14 protein-coding genes and 1 pseudogene are annotated in these 17,300 nt (G+C 60.9%); 5 read left to right on the top strand and 10 right to left on the bottom strand.

Going from position 1 to position 17,300, the window contains the following annotated elements:
• Positions 1 to 3: 3 nt before the first annotated feature.
• From ACN9MZ_RS16960 to ACN9MZ_RS16945, 4 genes and pseudogenes are all read right to left on the bottom strand, one after another.
• Positions 4 to 816, bottom strand: a complete 813-nt coding sequence (locus ACN9MZ_RS16960; RefSeq protein ID WP_426338150.1) for a CbbQ/NirQ/NorQ/GpvN family protein — start codon at positions 814 to 816, stop codon at positions 4 to 6.
• Positions 800 to 2,158 (bottom strand): cbb3-type cytochrome c oxidase subunit I, encoded by a 1,359-nt coding sequence (locus ACN9MZ_RS16955; RefSeq protein WP_426338149.1) that lies wholly within the window; start codon positions 2,156 to 2,158, stop codon positions 800 to 802. Before ACN9MZ_RS16955 ends, ACN9MZ_RS16960 begins: the two co-directional genes overlap by 17 nt.
• 33 nt (positions 2,159 to 2,191) lie before the next feature.
• Entirely contained in the window at positions 2,192 to 3,046 is an 855-nt protein-coding gene (locus ACN9MZ_RS16950; protein ID WP_426338148.1) for a c-type cytochrome, read from the bottom strand.
• A gap of 218 nt (positions 3,047 to 3,264) precedes the next feature.
• A pseudogene (locus ACN9MZ_RS16945) lies at positions 3,265 to 3,789 on the bottom strand (RNA-guided endonuclease InsQ/TnpB family protein); the annotation flags it as partial.
• 554 nt (positions 3,790 to 4,343) lie between these two features.
• Here ACN9MZ_RS16945 and ACN9MZ_RS16940 point away from each other — a divergent pair.
• Positions 4,344 to 5,990: a family 1 glycosylhydrolase gene (locus tag ACN9MZ_RS16940; RefSeq protein ID WP_426338147.1), complete on the top strand. Its 1,647-nt coding sequence runs from the start codon at positions 4,344 to 4,346 to the stop codon at positions 5,988 to 5,990.
• Positions 5,991 to 5,993: 3 nt separating this feature from the next.
• Here the strand turns inward: ACN9MZ_RS16940 and ACN9MZ_RS16935 are convergent, their stop codons facing one another.
• Together ACN9MZ_RS16935 and ACN9MZ_RS16930 are read right to left on the bottom strand one after the other, a co-directional pair.
• Positions 5,994 to 7,037: a DUF5700 domain-containing putative Zn-dependent protease gene (locus ACN9MZ_RS16935; protein ID WP_426338146.1), complete on the bottom strand. Its 1,044-nt coding sequence runs from the start codon at positions 7,035 to 7,037 to the stop codon at positions 5,994 to 5,996.
• A 22-nt stretch (positions 7,038 to 7,059) separates the two neighbouring features.
• Positions 7,060 to 7,560 carry an arsenate reductase ArsC gene (locus ACN9MZ_RS16930; RefSeq protein ID WP_426338145.1) on the bottom strand — a complete coding sequence of 167 codons (501 nt, stop codon included), beginning with the start codon at positions 7,558 to 7,560 and terminating at the stop codon, positions 7,060 to 7,062.
• Positions 7,561 to 7,682: 122 nt separating this feature from the next.
• Here ACN9MZ_RS16930 and ACN9MZ_RS16925 point away from each other — a divergent pair, with 122 nt between their 5' ends.
• Together ACN9MZ_RS16925 and ACN9MZ_RS16920 are read left to right on the top strand one after the other, a co-directional pair.
• Positions 7,683 to 8,567 (top strand): alpha/beta hydrolase, encoded by an 885-nt coding sequence (locus tag ACN9MZ_RS16925; protein ID WP_426338144.1) that lies wholly within the window; start codon positions 7,683 to 7,685, stop codon positions 8,565 to 8,567.
• 105 nt (positions 8,568 to 8,672) lie between these two features.
• A complete protein-coding gene (locus ACN9MZ_RS16920) occupies positions 8,673 to 11,012 on the top strand; it encodes a family 43 glycosylhydrolase (RefSeq protein WP_426338143.1) in 2,340 nt (779 codons plus the stop codon).
• A 1-nt stretch (position 11,013) separates the two neighbouring features.
• Here ACN9MZ_RS16920 and ACN9MZ_RS16915 read toward each other — a convergent pair whose 3' ends face one another.
• Together ACN9MZ_RS16915 and ACN9MZ_RS16910 are read right to left on the bottom strand one after the other, a co-directional pair.
• Entirely contained in the window at positions 11,014 to 11,706 is a 693-nt protein-coding gene (locus ACN9MZ_RS16915; protein WP_426338142.1) for a hypothetical protein, read from the bottom strand.
• Complete coding sequence (locus tag ACN9MZ_RS16910) at positions 11,679 to 11,819, bottom strand: hypothetical protein (RefSeq protein WP_426338141.1); 141 nt, start codon at positions 11,817 to 11,819, stop codon at positions 11,679 to 11,681. The genes ACN9MZ_RS16915 and ACN9MZ_RS16910 overlap by 28 nt, the downstream gene beginning before the upstream one ends.
• 272 nt (positions 11,820 to 12,091) lie before the next feature.
• Here ACN9MZ_RS16910 and ACN9MZ_RS16905 point away from each other — a divergent pair, with 272 nt between their 5' ends.
• Positions 12,092 to 12,859 (top strand): hypothetical protein, encoded by a 768-nt coding sequence (locus ACN9MZ_RS16905; RefSeq protein ID WP_426338140.1) that lies wholly within the window; start codon positions 12,092 to 12,094, stop codon positions 12,857 to 12,859.
• Here the strand turns inward: ACN9MZ_RS16905 and ACN9MZ_RS16900 are convergent.
• Both ACN9MZ_RS16900 and ACN9MZ_RS16895 read right to left on the bottom strand, forming a co-directional pair.
• Positions 12,829 to 13,236 carry a hypothetical protein gene (locus ACN9MZ_RS16900; RefSeq protein WP_426161790.1) on the bottom strand — a complete coding sequence of 136 codons (408 nt, stop codon included), beginning with the start codon at positions 13,234 to 13,236 and terminating at the stop codon, positions 12,829 to 12,831. The genes ACN9MZ_RS16905 and ACN9MZ_RS16900 overlap by 31 nt on opposite strands.
• A gap of 11 nt (positions 13,237 to 13,247) precedes the next feature.
• Positions 13,248 to 16,523 carry a winged helix-turn-helix domain-containing protein gene (locus ACN9MZ_RS16895; protein ID WP_426338139.1) on the bottom strand — a complete coding sequence of 1,092 codons (3,276 nt, stop codon included), beginning with the start codon at positions 16,521 to 16,523 and terminating at the stop codon, positions 13,248 to 13,250.
• Between the two features lie 212 nt (positions 16,524 to 16,735).
• Here ACN9MZ_RS16895 and tssB point away from each other — a divergent pair, with 212 nt between their 5' ends.
• Positions 16,736 to 17,275, top strand: coding sequence for a type VI secretion system contractile sheath small subunit (gene tssB, locus ACN9MZ_RS16890; protein WP_426338138.1), 540 nt, complete (start codon positions 16,736 to 16,738; stop codon positions 17,273 to 17,275).
• The last annotated feature ends 25 nt before the right edge of the window (positions 17,276 to 17,300 follow it).

Genomic DNA, 17,300 nt, shown 5'->3' with positions numbered 1-17,300 from the left:
GCGCTACAGGAAACTCGCTTGTATCAGATCGCCCATGGCCCCGGTCAGGGCGCTGTCGTCCGACAGCGGCGCAACGATCGCCGCATAGCAGGCCTGGCGAGGCGCGATGCCGCTGGCGACCAGGCGAGCGGCAGCGACCAGTACACGGGTACTGGGCACTTCGGCCAGTCCGCGCTCCCGCAATTGCCGTAACCTGCCCCCCAATTGCACCAGTTCATGGGCCATGGCCCGGTCGACACCTCCTTCATGGGCGACGATTGCCATTTCGCGTTCCGGAAGGGGAAAGTCGAAGTCGAGCGCGACGAAGCGTTGGCGCGTGCTGGGCTTCAGGTCTTTCAGCATGCGCTGGTAGCCGGGGTTGTAAGAGATGACCAGCTGGAAGCCCGGCGCTGCTTCGATGAGCTCCCCGGTCTTGTCGAGCGGCAGGATGCGGCGGTGGTCAGTCAGCGGATGGAGCACGACGACTGTGTCCTGGCGCGCCTCGACCACTTCATCAAGGTAACAGATGGCGCCACTGCGCACGGCGCGCGTGAGCGGGCCATCCTGCCAGACCGTGCTGCCGGCTTCGATCAGGTAGCGGCCCACCAGGTCGGGGGTGGTGAGGTCGTCATGGCAGGAGATGGTGACCAGCGGCCGGCCCAGCTTCCAGGCCATGTACTCGACAAAGCGCGTCTTGCCGCAGCCTGTCGGACCCTTGAGCATGACTGCCAGCTGGCGCGCATGGCACTGTTCGAAGAGCGCCACCTCACCGCTCTGCGCCAGGTAGTATGGCTGGGCGGGCAGCGCCGCGTAGGCTGCGTCAGGCTCGCGCTGCATGGGCCAGTGCCTCCGTGCTGTCGTTGGTTTCGGTACGCGGGCCGTAGCGGAAGAAGTCGACGATGAACAGGATCACGCCTGAGGCAAACAGGGAGGCCGTCGCAACCAGCATCAGGAAGTGCACCTGGATCTTCAACTGCGCGTCGAGGAAGCCCAGTCCCATGATCCGTTCCAGGTAGACCTGGCCGATGCCGGCAGTTGCGAACGAGAGCGTCATGCCGAACATGCCCACGACCTGCAGCCAGAATGCCCAATAGCCAAGCGGGCTTCCTTCTTCTGGGCGGCGCGTCAGGCTTGGCAGCGAGAACGAGATCATTGCCATGACGATCATGGCATAGGCACCGTAAAAAGCCGCATGACCGTGCATCGCGGTGATCAGGGTGCCGTGGGTCCATTTGTTCACAGCAGGGAAGGTGTGCGCGAGGCCGAGCAGGCCGGCGCCGAACAGGGTGAATACGGCGCTGCCCACGGTCCAGTGCAATGCCAGCTTGTTGGGGTGGGACGCGCCGGCACGGCGGATAGTCGAATACGCGTACACGGCCATGCCGACCAGCGCCACCGGTTCGAGGGCGCTGAAGATGCCGCCGATGGGCAGCCAGTAGCTTGGCACGCCGACCCAATAGTAATGGTGCGCGGTGCCAAGAATGCCGGCGATGAACACCAGGCCAACGATAACGTAGAGCCATTTCTCCATGACTTCGCGGTCTGCTCCGGAAAGGCGAATCAGCAGGTAGGCAAGGAAGCCGCCCTGTATCATCTCCCATACGCCCTCCACCCACAGGTGGATGGTCCACCAGCGGTAGAAGATCGATACCGTGTAATTCTCGAAATGCAGCAAGGCGGGCAGGTAGAGCACGGCCGCCAGGCCCAGGCCGCCCAGCAGGACGCCTTCGCTGGTGGTCAGGCGGCCGGACTTCCTGATGGTCATGCCCACGTTATAGAGGAACATCAGCATGACAAGGACAATGGCGATCTTGTGCGGCAAGGGCTGCTCGAGCAGCTTGTTGCCGGTGCCCCAGCGGAAAAGATAACCGATGATTGCCGTCACGCCCATCAGCACCCACAGCACCAGCTGGGCATAGGCCAGCCGGGTACTATGCAGTTCCACCCGTGATTCGTCCGGAACCATCCAGTAAGTCGCGCCCATGAAGCCACAGAGCACCCAGACAACCAGCAAGTTGGTATGAATGACCTCGCTAACGTCGAACGGCAGGATATACAGCAGCGGATCGGGCCCGAGGTATTTCGTCGCGGAGAGCAAACCGAAAACCAGCTGCAAGCCGAACAAGGAGATCGCCACCGCAAAGTACCAGTAGGCTACTGCCTGTGATTTGTATTTCATCAGATTCGCTCCGCTGTAAAGGGAACTGCCCGCTCACTTCAGTGTCGACAGGTATGCTACAAGGTGCTCCACCTGTTCCGGCTTGAGCGAAGCAGGGTAAGTGGCTGGCATGAACGACTTGCCATCCGCCGAATACATTGCGCCTGGCACAATGTGGACGCTGGGCGTGAGCACCGATTCACGGATGTACGCCGCGACATCCCGGGCACCGCCGTGGTATTCGCTCCCGGCAAGCAGCACCTGGGTGCGTCCCGCCAGGCCGGCCAGGGATGGACCTGCCATGTTCACGCCTGGTGCGGTTGAATGGCAGGCGGTGCATGCCGGAACGGCCGTGCGGAACACGGCTTCACCCAAAGCGATCGGATCATCCGCGGCGGAAGTCGGGCGCGCCGCCGGCGCCGCCACGCTGCCTGCATCGGGCGGCTTGCCTGCGCTGCTGTCGGTGCCGGGAAAGGTGGCGCCGGTCACCAGCAGCGGCCGGGGCGGCCAACCCTGGTTGTCGACCTTCGATACCCAGTCCAGGAACGCAATCAGGTCGCCGATGTCGCCGTCGCTCAGGTCCTGTCGCGGCATCAGGCGGCGGTGCCTGTTTTCGTCGTAGAATTTGGCGGGGTCTTTGAGGTAGGCGCGAAGGTAAGCCTCGCCGCGCAACTGCGTGATCTTGGTCAGGTCGGGAGCGTAATAGGCGCCCTCGCCGAACAGGGTGTGGCAGTTGATGCAGTTATTGTCATGCCAGACGTCTTTGCCGCGGGTCACCTGGTCGGTAATCGCGCTGGCATTGGTCAACCGGCCAAACTGGCGATGGCTGTCGAGAGTCAGCCCGAAGAAGGCAACGGTGGCGACAGCGGTAGAGGCAATCGCGAACAGGCGGGCTTGTCGTTTGTTCACGGCGGACTCCTAGACGGAAATCGCTGGCCAGTAGCGCAAGGCCGTGACCGCCGAGTAGGCGATGGCGGCAGCAACCAGGAGTGCCACCAGATAAGCGAACAGCTTCAACGACATGGCCCATGCGTTCATCGTGTTCCTCCTTGGCGAGTGATTTCGATCATAACCGAATAACAATGCGTGCACGTTATGTCCAGGACAACAATGCAACAGCTCGGAGGTGCATCAAGCACGGACTTCGCCAGGCTGGTCTGGGCGAGTCCGCTGGCATTGACGTTGCCAACTGCGATATGGTCAAAGATGCGGACGATCTCGGCCGACCGCTTGGGAAGGAAATCCAGCCGGCGCCGGGCCGTACGCGCCTGAATAGCCTTCACGCGGCGCGGTAAAAACAGGGCGCCGGAATCTTTTCGCCTTCGGACAAAGTGGCCAGATTTTTCAAGCAAGGTGCCGTCCTTGATCTTCCCTTCCGGCAGCGGGCACGAGTAAAACACCCGAAAGGTATTGCCGGCAAAGCGAAACGCGTTACCTTCCCGATGCAGGTCGCGACCTTTGAACGGCACCCAGCCCAACGATTTGCGGCCTCGGTAGCGCAGGTGAGGCCTATGGTGCTGCACTCTGGACTTGGCGAACTGCTCGCATACAGCGTTGATGACACCGGAGTGCAACTCCAGTTACTTGCTGCTGCCTGTCGTCAGTTTGTTCAGATCAAAACCTGTCAGCCATGGACGGCTAAAACGCAAGGCATCCCCTAATTTCAAGGAAACCGCTTCGGCAGCGACAGCTCCTGCGAGGGTTCCCAGGAGAGGTTTGCGCTGCACCTGTTCGAAGCGCGCAACATGCTGCTGGACGGGGTGACGGGGCAGCTCCTCGTGGAACGCTTGCCGCAGCTCGGCTCGGGACGTGAATTCTTCAGCGAGGCGACCTGGGAAGCCATTGATGCGAGCAGGAATGAAGCGCTGGCGGGCTTGTGGCCAAGGCCGGCTGAAAGCGGGCCGCCCCCGCCGAGAAGCCGGCTCCGCAAAAAGACAAGGTCGCCGACCTTGCGCTGCAGGCCAAAGTGACCGGCCGCTATTACCTGGCGGGCGTGCGCGAGATGGCAGGCGAACTCTTGGTGCGACCGGATGGCAGGTACAAGTACTCGCTATCGCAAGGCGCGTCATTGCATATGTTGAAGGCCGCTGGAAGGAGTGGAACCAGCAGATGGTGTTCCGCTCAGAGCAGGCTCCGGGCCGCGAGGCTTCGATGCATTTGTCGTCCACTGCGGCTGCGATAAACGTGCCTTCGGGTCAGGTGTTGAATGGCGGCAGATGGCTGCTGCACGACGTCGCTTCGACGACGCCGATACGGCGCCGGGCAGTTTGGTGCAAAGCCAGACACGTCGCCGGACAGCATGACGGTGGAGTTCGATGCCCACGCCTTCGGCCTGCTCGACGGGGATGCGTCAGCCACCCTGAGCTTCCTGGCCTGGGTGAAGGAGAATTGGACGGGCGCTGAATTCGATCTCATGCCGGATCCATTGAATATTGTGATGCATCCCGGCAAGGCGCCCGAGGCTGGCGCGACGATCAGTCAAGCGAGCGAGGCGGCTCCTGGGAAAGCGGTATCGTGGACGATCACGATGTCAGGTGCCGCCATGTATAACGGATTCATCTTTGCAACAGGGATCGAGAACAGCATTCCGACTATCGAGAATGGCCGCGTGCGGATGGACGAGATGGAAAAGTGCGGCCACTACCGATACTGGCGCACGGATTTCGACCTTGTCGAACAGTTGGGCATACGCGCGCTGCGCTATGGCGCGCCGCTCCATCTGGCGTGGCCCGGTCCTGGCAAGTACGACTGGTCGTTTGCCGACGAAACGTTCCGCGACCTGAGGCGCAGGAATATCGTTGCAATGGCTGACTTGTGCCACTTCGGCGTGCCGGACTGGATCGGCAATTTCCAGAATCCGGATTTTCCGGCCGAGTTCGCGAAGTATGCCCGAGCCTTTGCCGAGCGCTACCACTGGGTCCAGGTCTATACGCCGGTCAACGAGATGCAGATCTGCGCCCTGTTTTCCGCCATGTACGGCTGGTGGAACGAGCAGCAGGCCTCCGACTTTGCGTTTGTCACCGCGATCAAGAACATCGTCAAGGCGAACATCCTGGCCATGCGCGAGATCCTTAAGGTGCGGCCTGACGCGTTGTTCGTACAGAGTGAGTCGAGCGAATATTTCCACCCCGAGAATCCGGCCGCCATTGCGCAATCGGAGTTCCGCAACGCGCGCCGTTTCCTGTCGCTGGATTTGAATTACGGCCGCAGGGTCGACTCCGAGGTCTACGAGTATTTGCTGGATAATGGCATGACGCGCGAGGAGTATCACTTTTTCCTCGACAATTGCCTCAAGCACCAGTGCATCATGGGCAACGATTACTACATGACCAATGAGCACCATGTCCGTGCCGACGGCGCCACGTATGCGTCCGGTGAAATCTTCGGCTACGCGGTCATTACCCACCAGTACTACAACCGTTACCGGCTGCCGGTCATGCACACTGAGACCAACCTGATGGAAGGGCCCGGTGGCGACGAAGCCGTTCGCTGGCTGCGCAAGGAGTGGGCGAATGTGCTCAGGGTGCGCAACAATGGCGTGCCCATTGTGGGCTTTACCTGGTATTCGCTGATCGACCAGGTCGACTGGGATGTCGCCCTGCGCGAGAACCGCGGCACCGTCAATCCGCTGGGCCTGTTCGACCTGCAGCGCAATATCCGCGCCGTGGGCACCGCTTATCGCGACCTGATCCGCGATTGGTGCGAAGTGCTGCCGACCCAGAGCATTTGCCTACGGGTGCCTATCGTGCTGCCGTTGGATGATGAATGCGCTGCTGCCGGCGTGGCTGCGCCAAGGCCCGATATTGGCCAGCCAAGCAGCCAGGCGACTGCCGCGCCGACCAATACGGAATGAGTGCTACAGCTTGCGCACTGCGCTGAGGAAGTCTTCGTTAAAGCGGAACAGGGCAGGGTCGCTCTCCGCGATCTGCTGGTAGCGCAGGACGAATTGCTTGGGTTCTCCCTGCAGCAGACGGTAGATGGCTTGCTTGCCGTCTTTGCGCTCGATGGCATTTGCCATGACCCAGCCCATGTCGTAACCGAGGTCGTCGAAATTGCCGTAGAAGAGCATGCCGTAGATGCGGTCGTACTGGTCCTCGTCGCGCGGCGGGGCCAGCAGCAGGCGCAGGCTGCTGGTTTCCATCAAGGCCGCGATGCCCTTCATGCGGGCAAGGTTGCGCGCGATTCGCTCCTTGCCACGGGTGGAGAACGGCGTGGCCGGGCGGTCGGCAATTTGATGCGAGAAGATTTCAGCTGTTCCTTCCTGCACCAGGTCATACAGCAAGCGGCTCATCCAGATTTTGCCGGTTGCAGACTGCGCCATGTCGGCGGCAGGGCGTGGCGGGGTGCTCATCACATGCGACTGCACTGCGTGGAACAGCTCATGCGATACCACTTCAGCCAGCTCCTGCGCCGTAGCCTGCGTAAAGCGCGACAGCTCGACATAAACGTCGTCGTGCATATCGTCAAAGGCGAAGCCCATGGCGTTGCCACCGAAGACGAAGTGCACGGTGAGATTGGCCGAGAATTCGGGCGGTACGTAGGCCTTCAGCTGGCGCGTGATTTCAGCCGCGGCCAAGGCGACCTTGCTGCTGTTCTCGCGCCCGAACTCAGATTGGACCTGGCTTGCGAGATCAACTTTCTTCGCGTCGCGTGCAAGGCCGCGCAAATGCTCGATGAAGGCGTCTGCATCCTTCAGCCGCATCTTGCGTACCATTGCCGCCGTTTCCGGCAGGCGGCGAATGGCTTCGCCGGTGGCGGCGTCAATCTCTCCCTTCTGGACGGCGGCGCTGTAAAGGCGTGCAGGAGCTTCGTTGAAGCGGAATTCGAGTCCGCCTGCGTTGGCCGCTCCCAGGCAGAGCAGGCAGACGGAGGCGGTAAGGGCGCGTAATGGAAGGAGCATGTGTCGGTGTATGAGCGAGGGGTTAGAGCTGGACGCCAGCGATTCTCGCTATTTTGCGTTGCAGTGCCATTTTGTCAAGTGCCTCATCGGGGAGGTTGCGGAAGATCTCCATGCGCGTCTTGATTTCGCGGCAGACCGTGAAGAACTCCTGGCGAATCTGCTCAACCGGTCCTTGCACGGCGGCGGGGTTGCGGAAGTTCCAGTTCGCTGTTGCGGGTTGGCCGGGCCAGTTCGGGCATGGTTCGCCCGCAACCAGGTCGCACATGGTGATGACGAAATCCATGTCCGGCGCGTCCGGCGCCGAGAATTCATCGAGGGACTTGCTGCGCAAGCCTGCCAGGGTATCGTCAAGTGCCCGGATTTGCTCGACGGCGAAAAGATTGAGCTTGCCGGCAGGGTGGCTGCCTGCGCTGAACGCGCGAAAACGGCGTCCGCCGACGGCATTCAGCATTGCCTCGGCCATGATGCTGCGTGCAGCGTTCTGGGTGCTGAGGAACAGCACATTATAAGTTCGGGTGCTCATGCAAAATGCCGGATCATAGCGGAGCAAGGTTACAGTTTTATGACATTTGCCTACCGGGCCTCGGCTTGACATGCAAAAGTGTGCGCCGCATAGTTGCTGGCGCGAAGAACAGGGAGCGAACCATGCAAAGGCCGGTATTATCTGAAGCGGAGCTTGCAAAATTTGCCGGGGAAATGCGCGGGAATTATCGGGCGAAGATCCCGGCCGCCGGGGCGCCAGATCCAGTTGCAGCGGTCCGAAGGCTGCCGATTCCGGCGCGGCTTTATGTTCCGCTGGGGGCGGCCGGCAATTCACTTCCGATGGTTCTCTTTGCCCACGGCGGCGGTTTTGTCGCGGGCGATCTCGATACCCATGACGTGTTGGCGCGTGCCATCGCGAACAGGTCGGGCGCGCTTGTCATTGCAGTCGATTACCGCCTGGCGCCGGAACATCCCTTCCCGGCTGGACTGGAGGACGTTTATGCCGCGCTGGAATGGCTGGCGAAGGAGGGCGGCAGCATCGGCGGCGATCCGCAACGGATGGCGGTCTGCGGGGACAGCGCGGGTGCCAACCTGGCGGCCGGGGCGGCTATCCTGGCGCGGGATCGGCGCGGCCCCGGGATCGGCGCCCAGTGGCTGATGTATCCTGCGCTGGACAACAGGATGGACACCGCGTCCTGGCATGCATACGGCGAAAAGAACTTCCCTAGCCGCGCCATGAACATGAAAGTGCTTGCTGCCTATGTCCCCCGCGGGATGGATGCGAACGCACCGCTGCTTGCGCCGATGTGGGCGCGGCATGAGGGCCTTCCCGCTACGTTGGTCCAGGTCGGGGAGCATGACCCGCTCCGGGACGAGGGCGTCGCTTATGCACAGGCCCTGAAGGATGCGGGCGTCGATGCCAGGGCCAGGGTTTACAAGGATCAGCAGCATGGCTTCATACAGTTTTTCAAGGATGCTGAACACTTCCCGGAAGGCGCTGCAGCGCTCGACGAAGGATGTGCCTTCCTCCGGGCTCACTTCGGCTGATTCGCCGCTTTCGATGCCGGTTTCGCTATCGCAATAACGGAAAAGGTCATTGGACACTCCAAGTCCTGCGCGCTAACTTGCGTAAAAACATTATTGGAGACGAACGTGACCAAACCCTTCTCGCGATGGGGGGCTGCTGCTGTATTGGCTTCCTCCATGCTGTCCCTCAGCGCCTTGGCCGGAACGCCCTATGCGCCGGTGACTTTCCAGAACGCCTCGGTGCACGATCCTTCCGTGATCAGGGCGGGGGGCAGCTACTATGTATTCGGCTCCCATCTTGCTTCGGCCAAGTCCACGGACCTGATGAACTGGACGCAGATCACCAGTTCCGTCAGCGCCACCAACAAGCTGTTCCTGAACGGCGCCAGCAACGTCTTTACCGAACTTGCCGAGACCTTCAGCTGGGCGCAAACGAATACCCTGTGGGCGCCGGACGTCGTCCGCCTGGCCGACGGCCGCTACTACATGTACTACAACGCCTGCAAGGGCGATTCGCCGCGTTCGGCCCTGGGCGTTGCGGTAGCCGACAAGATCGAGGGCCCTTATGTGAACAAGGGCATCATCCTGAAGTCGGGCATGTGGGGGCAGGCCAGCTATGACGGCACCATCTACGATGCCCTCAAACATCCGAATACCGTCGATCCGAACGTCTTCTTCGATAACGGCGGACGGCTGTGGATGGTCTACGGCTCTTACTCCGGCGGCATTTTCATCCTGCAAATGAACCCGGCGACTGGCATGCCGCTGCCGGGGCAGGGCTATGGCAAGCGCCTGATGGGCGGGAATCACAGCCGGATAGAAGGGGCTTACGTGATGTACAGCCCTGTCACGCAGTACTACTATCTGTTCACCTCATTCGGCGGGCTGGATGCGGCAGGGGGCTACAACATGCGCGTGGCGCGCTCCGTTGCGCCGGACGGTCCCTATTTCGACGCACAGGGCGTGAACATGGCGAATGTCAAGGCGGATCCTGTAAAGCCCTTGTTCGACGATGCGTCGATTGCCCCGTATGGCGTGAAAATCATGGGCAATTTCCTGTTCGAGCGCAAGATCGGCGAAGCGGGCAGCGGTATCGGCACCGGCTATGTGTCGGCGGGCCACAACTCGGCTTACTACGACGCAGCAAGCCGAAAGCACTTCCTGATCTTCCATAGCCGCTTCCCTGAACGTGGCGAGCAGCACGAAGTCCGCGTGCACCAGATGTTCATGAACGCTGACGGGTGGCCGGTGGTGGCGCCATACCGCAATACCAATGAAACGCTGGCTGCTGTTCCGCGCGGTTTTGTCTTTGGCGACTATATGTTCGTCAATCACGGGAAGGACATCTCGGCCACGATCAAGAAGTCCCGGCTGGTCACGCTGAATCCCAACGGCACAATCAGCGGGGCGGTAACCGGCAGCTGGGCGCTGGTTGGGAGCAACCAGGCTGAAATCAACCTGGCTGGGTCGCCGCCTTTCAAGGGCGTGTTCCTGAACCAGTGGGATGAGACCTCCGGCAGCTATGTGATGACGTTTACTGCGACGTCGCGCGATGGCATCTCCATCATGGGCAGCCGCCTGGCGCCCCGTAGCGACATGCAGGTGGTGCAGTCTGTCTATGGCGAACTCAGTCTCGGTAACACCAATGCAGTCACTGGCGATATCGTGCTGCCGACCAGCGCTGCGCGTGACTCGGCCATCAGCTGGGTATCATCGAATCCCTCGGTATTGAGCAATACCGGGCAGGTCACCAGCCCTGCCAATGACGTGAACGTCACGCTGACAGCGACTATCACCAAGGGACATGCGCGTGCCGTCAAGACCTTCGTGGTCACGGTGCGCAAGCTGGGTAGCATGGTTGCCCATTACACCTTTGACGGGAATCTGGGCGAAGCGACGGGCGGCTTCGGCGCCGGCACCGTCGTCGGCAGCAAGATAGATGCCGCCGGCGGCAGCATGACGTACGAGCCGGGGATGAAAGGCAGTGCCGCCGTCTTCAATGGCGCATCTGGCGTGCGTTTGCCGGATGGGCTCATCACGGGCACTAGCTACACGGTCGCCATTTGGTTGAAGCCTGCCCAGCTGACCGCGTTCTCGACCACCTTCTTTGGCGCCCGCAACGGCGATTCCTGGATCAGCTTCCTGCCCAAGGGACACGACTTTGTTGGCGGCGCGAGCATGCTGTGGTCGGGAACGGCGTGGTATGACGCCGGTTTGGGCATGAACATCCCGGCCGGGCAATGGTCGCACGTGGCGTTCACGGTCAAGAACGGCGCGGTCAACGTGTACGTCAACGGCGCGAAGCGTTTCAGCGGCGTGAACTTCCCGAACGTCTTCACAACGACCAACGGCGTGTTCGCGCTGGGTGTCAATTGGTGGGACGCGCCTTACAAGGGTTCGATGGATGACTTGCGCATCTATGGTTCGGCCCTGAACGATGGGGAAGTCGCGAGCATTGCGCGCTGAATCAGTGTGGCTTGTCGTCCGGCTCTTCACCTAGCTTCGCTGCGGTTTCCTCCAATAAGGCGCCGCGGTTTGTCAGCCGCGAGAATTCCCGGTTGCCGTCTACCAGCGCGACGAAGGGGCCGGGCCGGCGCAGCACCGCACGGGTCAATTGAGCCCTGGGCGCATCTCGCAGGTTTGGCGCCCAGGCTTCGAATGCGGCATTGGGCAATAAGGTCGCGAGCAGCTCCCTGGAGACCCATTGGGCGCGTTCCTTGCTTGACCGCAGGGATACCCATTCGGTCTCTATATAAACCTGGCCTGGATCGGGATTCATCTCATTTCGCTGCAGCGATTCGATGAATCTGGCAACTATCGATCGCGCGTCATATGGGGTAAAGCTTCCAGATTCGTTTAATTGTGGCGGACCGCCTGCACTGATTCTTTTTGGGTCGGGATGCCACTCAGTATTGGGAGCGATGGGCGGAAGTCCAGGGTAAATTGAAAGCAGGCTCTGTAACCAGGCGACTTCGAGCCAGGGATAGCGGCGAGATAGCGCTTGGCGCAACTCCCTGATTGTCGCAACGGCGAGGAAACTGCGCTCGGAGTTTGCTGAGCGCTCTACGAAGACACATGCCTTGACCCCTCGCATCCGCTCCACCATGACAATCGCGATGAAGAGGCGGGAGGTCAGCCATTCAGTGCCATCGCCAAGCATGACCAGCACATAATTCGGACACCATCGGTGAAGGCGGGATGCTGGGCCGCAGCTTCGCCGGCGATCAGCGCGTAAGCGGCAAGCATCAACAGTGTCGCGACGGCGCTCTTCATCTTTGTTGCTCCCTTGTTGGCGAGTCTCGAATTTTGCGGGCAACGGCTGCGCTCAATCCTCTCCGATACTCACGTCGCCTGCAAATACAACAAATGCGCAACCTCTCCGGCCTGTCTGGGTCGTTTTGATCTTTCTCAAACCATGCGTGAAAGGCGGATAACGCAACAATTTTCAGCCGTAAGATCGTCGTAAGGCAAGAAGCCGGGAGGGAAATTAGAGTAGCTGCAGCACGTCGCAAGTGCAATTCGATCACTTCTAACTGGAAACGGAAATGAACGCACGATTGATGCAGCCCTTGGAAGAGAATGGCATTTCCCTGTCAAACGAAGAGCTCTGGCGCGAAGTCGACCAGTTGCTGGCCAGCCCAACCTTCGCGAAGGCGCCCCGGATGTGCCGCTTGCTGACCTTCCTGCTCGAAAAAAAATTGAGCGGCAATGAGCAAGAGATCAACGAATATGCGATCGGTTTGGATCTTTTTGGTCGCGATGCGAGTACGTACGATACCAGTCTCGACCCACAGGTCCGGGTACAGATTGGGCGTTTGCGCCAGCGGCTTTCGGCTTACTATGCTGCGCTGGAAATCACGCCTGCGATTCATGTCTCGATCCCGATGGGAAGCTATGTACCCGTCATTGCCTGCCCTGGTACGTCGCCAAAGCTCCTGCGCTACAAGCGAATTCTCCTGACCCCCTTGCGTAACCTGACCGGCGCTGGCGCCAGCAATACCTTTGTCTGCGGGCTGGACGAAGAGCTGGGCTCAAGGCTATTCCAGACTTTGGGCAAGGGCTTGCAAGTTAGCGCTGTATCGGATGCCAATCAATCGCCGCGGCTGGAAGGCAGCGTGCGGGTGGAGGATGACCATGTGCGCGCTTCCATTCGTTTGGTCGAGCCGGGAGCAGGAAGCATCGCCTGGCTCTCGCAATTCGATCGCCGCGGCGAACTCTGCATGTCATTGCAGGAAGAGCTGGCCGGGGCGATTTGCGACGCTTTACAGTTCTACCTGGTAGATCATCGTGGCCGCGGAATGTTCTCTTCCTGAGGATCTTCCTTGAACGTGGCCTCGGTGACCGTGTTGTAGAAGTGGATGTAGTAGTTGAACACTGCCGTATCGTCACTGTGGTCGTTATAGGTGGCGAGCGACAGGCCGAAGGGACCCTTTGCGCTGGGCAGCAGCGGCGCCCCTGCCGGCTTGGCCGTGATTTCCTTGATGGTCCAGCCACTGATCGAGGCGTCGTCGTCCAGCACAAAAAGGCAGACCGATGGACGGTTGATCTTCATATTGCAAGTGTCGGACTGCACGAACGATTCGCCGGTGACCGGCTCGATGTAGGTGTAGGTGGCATTGGCATCGCTTTCGATGCCGAAGATACTGACAACGATGCGGCGTTGAACAGTAGGTCTGTCGAGTGGGTGCATGTATTTCCCTTCTAATGGCTAGAAATAAATTGGAAGTACGAACTGTCACGATAACCGATCTGGCTGAGTAGTTTGGCTCCTTTCGTAAAGACTTCTTGATTTTGCAGGCAAGCGTTTGCCCGAACCCACGGGTCCAGGATCTGATAATTCATGGACCGGCCGGCATCGCTCTCGATCAAGGCGTGGATCTTCCTGCAGACCTGGGCCGCCGCGCTCGCGTTTTTCGCTTGTAGCTGCAGCACGGCCTGGAGCTGCAGTGCTTCGATCAACACCAGTCTTCCGTTCAAGTTGGACAGGTTGCTCTTGTAGAATGGTTCAAGGCTGGCGACTGCGCCATTAACTTCCTGCTCCGCCGCCCGCACTTCACCGTTCGCCCGCATGGCTGCCGCTACTTGCGTGCGCGCACCCGCCTCGCGCAACTTCCAGTCCGAGTTCATTGGGTCGAAGGAGAGGATCGTTTGCAGGCGCCGGTGCACATCCCGCGTTCTTGGCAGCAGGTCGGCAGGCGGTGAATGGCGGGCAATGATCCTCAGTCGATCCACATCGAGGCCGGCCATTTCAACTTGCCAGGCACGGTTTTCCGGATCGTGCGAGGTCAACTGGGTATACAGCAGTTTTGCTTCGTCGTAATCGCGTAGTGCGATGGCATCCAGGCCGAGCGCTACGCCAAGCGTTGCCCGATGCTGCAGGGCGAGTGCATGGCGGCGTGCCAGCGTTGACTCGTCCGGGAATAGCTTACGGAGTTCCAGGATCAATTGCATCTCCTGCGCATACAACTGCTGCGCTTCCTGCAACTCACCCAAAGCCTCCTTGGCCGAGGCCAGCCACGAATAACTGCTTGCAAGGTCGCTCTTGACTGAACGGGCATCGGGCTTGCTGGCCAGGACGCGCTGTTTCAATCCTATCGAGTGCTGGAACTCCGGAACCGCCAGTTCCGGCATTCCGCGCTGGAAGGCCAGGCTACCGAGATTATTGTGGGCGTACGATTGTTCGATCAGCCATTCGTCATTTTCCGGTTCGAGGCTGTGCAGCCGGTCCGAATAGGCGAGGTAGTCGCGCCATGCGGCGCCGGCGGCCTCCCAGTCGTTGCGGTCCTTGTGCATCTGGCCGACCCAGTATGCATTGGCGCCGAGACTCTTGAGCACCTGGATGTCTGTTGGCGCAGCCTGGTGCCGGCGAGTCAGGATCGCGTTGGCCTGGTTCAGTGCATCAATCGCTACCTTGGAATCTCCCCGTGAACGTGCGACCTCGCCGATCACCTGCAAGCCTTTGGCGCGCAAGGTGAGGGCGGTTGCGCTCAAGTCGTCGTCATCGGAGCCGCGCAGGAATTGCATTGCCTTGCCGCTGACGCTTTCGAGCAGGTCGAGGCGGCCCAGCGGGCGCAGCTTGTCGGCGAAGTCGCCGAGCATGAAGTCCATCATGCTTTCCGCTTCGTTGCGCCGCTGTTCGGCGGAACGTTTGGCAGCGACAGCGCTCAATCCCAGGCCGGTGGCCAGCAGGGCCAGGGTGATGATTGCGGAGAGAGCCAGGATTTGCAGGCGGTCGCGCTGACGGGCGCGCTGGTGCGAGGCGCGGATCAGCTCGGATTCATTGTCCGAAAGCGAGAGCACGCCCGCATGCTGTAGCTCGCGCGCTTCGTCCAGCAGTTTGCCGCGCGGGAGGAGCAAGTCGGCCGGACGTCCCTCGTCGCGCCATCGCGTTGCCTGCTGCGCCAGGCGGCCGCGCGTGCGCAGCGCCACCCGATGCGCCGCGATCCAGTCGGTCATGCGCGGCCAGCGGCGCAGGATGGCGTCGTGCGCGATGCCGAAAACCGGATTGCCGTCGGCCAGGTCGCTGACGAACAGGCGCGCTTCGACCAGCGCCTGCACTGCCTCGTGCGCGGCAACGCCGCGCAGCGCCGACCATGGCGCGCGTTGGCTGGTGGCGGTGTCTCCGTCGAGGGACAGCACGATCAGCAGGGACATGATGTGGGGAATGGTGGCGCGTTGGGCGTCGCTCAGCTCCAGCACCACTTGCTCCGCGCGCTGGCCGATCGCGCCTTCCAGGTCGCCCAGTTGGTGGAAGGCCTCGAAGCTGAGGACTCCCTGTTCCGTGCGCAGGCGGTACAACTCCTGCAAGCAGTACTGGAGAAGCGGCAGCGCATCCGGGCTGTCTGTCGCGCTTTCGCACAGTACGTCGTCCAGCCTGGCATCGGTCGCGGGATCGGTGTCGAAACTGAGTCCGGCCGCAGCCGCCGGCCGGCGTATGATCTGAGCGATGTCGCTGAAGCCGGGAGCGCCCAGGTCGAAGTGGCCGCCATGCCGCTTGCCCTCAGTGAGCAGGGGGTACTTCGCTATGCTGGGGTAGAAGTCGTTGCGGCAGGCAATTACCAGGAGCGCGGCGCGGCTGCGCGCCAATTGCTCCAGCGTTCTCAGGAAGGCTTGGCGTTCGGTTTCGGCGATGCGGCCATCGTTGAAGAAGGCCTCGAAGCGGTCAATGAAAACCGCGAAGCGAAGGCCGCTGCGCGACGGCGCATAGCTATCGAGCGCCGCCTCCATCACCGCAATCACGGAGGCGCAGGATTGCTGCAGGCGTATGCCAAGGGAGATTGCGTTCTCCCCCGGGAAGGCGCATTGCTCGCCGCATTGCAGGTCGATCAGGGACCCGGCGAGGCCGGTGAACAGGGTTTGCTCGCCAAGTTCCACCAGGTCGAAGGCTGTGGAATCCAGCACCGCGACTTCGCAATCCGGGCCCCGCGCCGACAACGCGGGAAACAGGCCGGCCTGGACCAGCGATGTCTTGCCGACGCCGCTAGGGCCGAGCACCATCGTCAGGGCGAAGCCATGCCTGGCTTGCTCTGACACCGTTTCGACCAGGTTGCGGGTTGCTTCGTCGCGGCCAAAGAACACATCCGCGTGCGCCTCGTCAAAGGCCATCAAGCCGCGGAACGGAGAACCAGCCTGCCAGTTGCGCGTGCCGTGCGATTCGAAATCAATCGGAGCCACGGCGCGGTAGCCGCGCATGCGGATGGTCTCGATGTATTCCGGTGATTTCGCGTCGTCCCCGAGCAGGCGGCGCAGTTGCGCAACGTTCTTGTGCAGCGAGCTGTCGCTGTTGACGATGTTGCCCCAGCACTGCTGCAGCAATTCGTCTGCGCTGACCACGGCACCATGCGCATTGCACAAGGCAAGCAACACATCCATCGTGCGCGGCTCCATCTGGCGCCTGCCTTGCTCGCCCTCGATCGAGTTGGTGGATGGGTCGATCAGCCATGCACCAAAGCGGAAGGGGCTCCTTGTTCCTTTCAATCCTGCTGCTGCGGCATTCGAGTCGGGCATGTCGGACGTGCGCTGGAGAGACGATGGCGCATGCTAACACGATTGCTGCGAAAAGTTGCGACGCAGAATTGGCACGATATCGCTTGATACGGCGCTGATACTTGTGTTACGCGGAAGCGCAGTCCTAATCTCAAATCCGAAACACCCGGTCTGTCCCATATAACATTTCCAGTGAGGGCGTGATGTCAGACAGCTTGCAAAAATGGGTGGGACGGAACCGTCCCCCACGCGTACAAATTACCTACGATGTAGAAGTCGGCGGCGCCGTCGAGAAGAAGGAACTACCTTTGGTGGTGGGCCTGCTGGCCGACCTGTCGGGCCAGCCGGTGGTGCCGCTGCCCAAGCTGAAGCAGCGCCGCCTTGTGGAAATCGACCGCGACAACTTCAAGGAAGTGATGGCGAAGATTGCGCCGCGCCTTGACCTGTCGGTGCCGGACACCTACAAGAAAGACGGCAACCTGAAGATCGAGTTGAAGTTCAATGAGATCGACGACTTCCATCCCGAATCCATCGCGCAGCAGGTGCCGCGCCTGGCCAAGCTGCTGCTCGTTCGCCAGCAATTGCGCGACTTGCTCGGCAAACTCGATGGGAACGATGAACTCGACACGCTGCTCGAGAAGATCGTCGAAAACACCGAAGAGCTGAAAACGCTGAAGGCTGAAAGCGGGGCCGATGCCGGCGGCGCGGCCGCGGAAGAGAAAGCCGAGGAAGTCCAGTCCTGATAGCGCCAACGCGCTGTCTTCTCCA

It is taken from the genome of Pseudoduganella sp. S-14, from assembly GCF_049913285.1.
Classification (GTDB): domain Bacteria; phylum Pseudomonadota; class Gammaproteobacteria; order Burkholderiales; family Burkholderiaceae_D; genus Rugamonas.
This window is presented reverse-complemented; position numbering and strand designations above follow the sequence as displayed.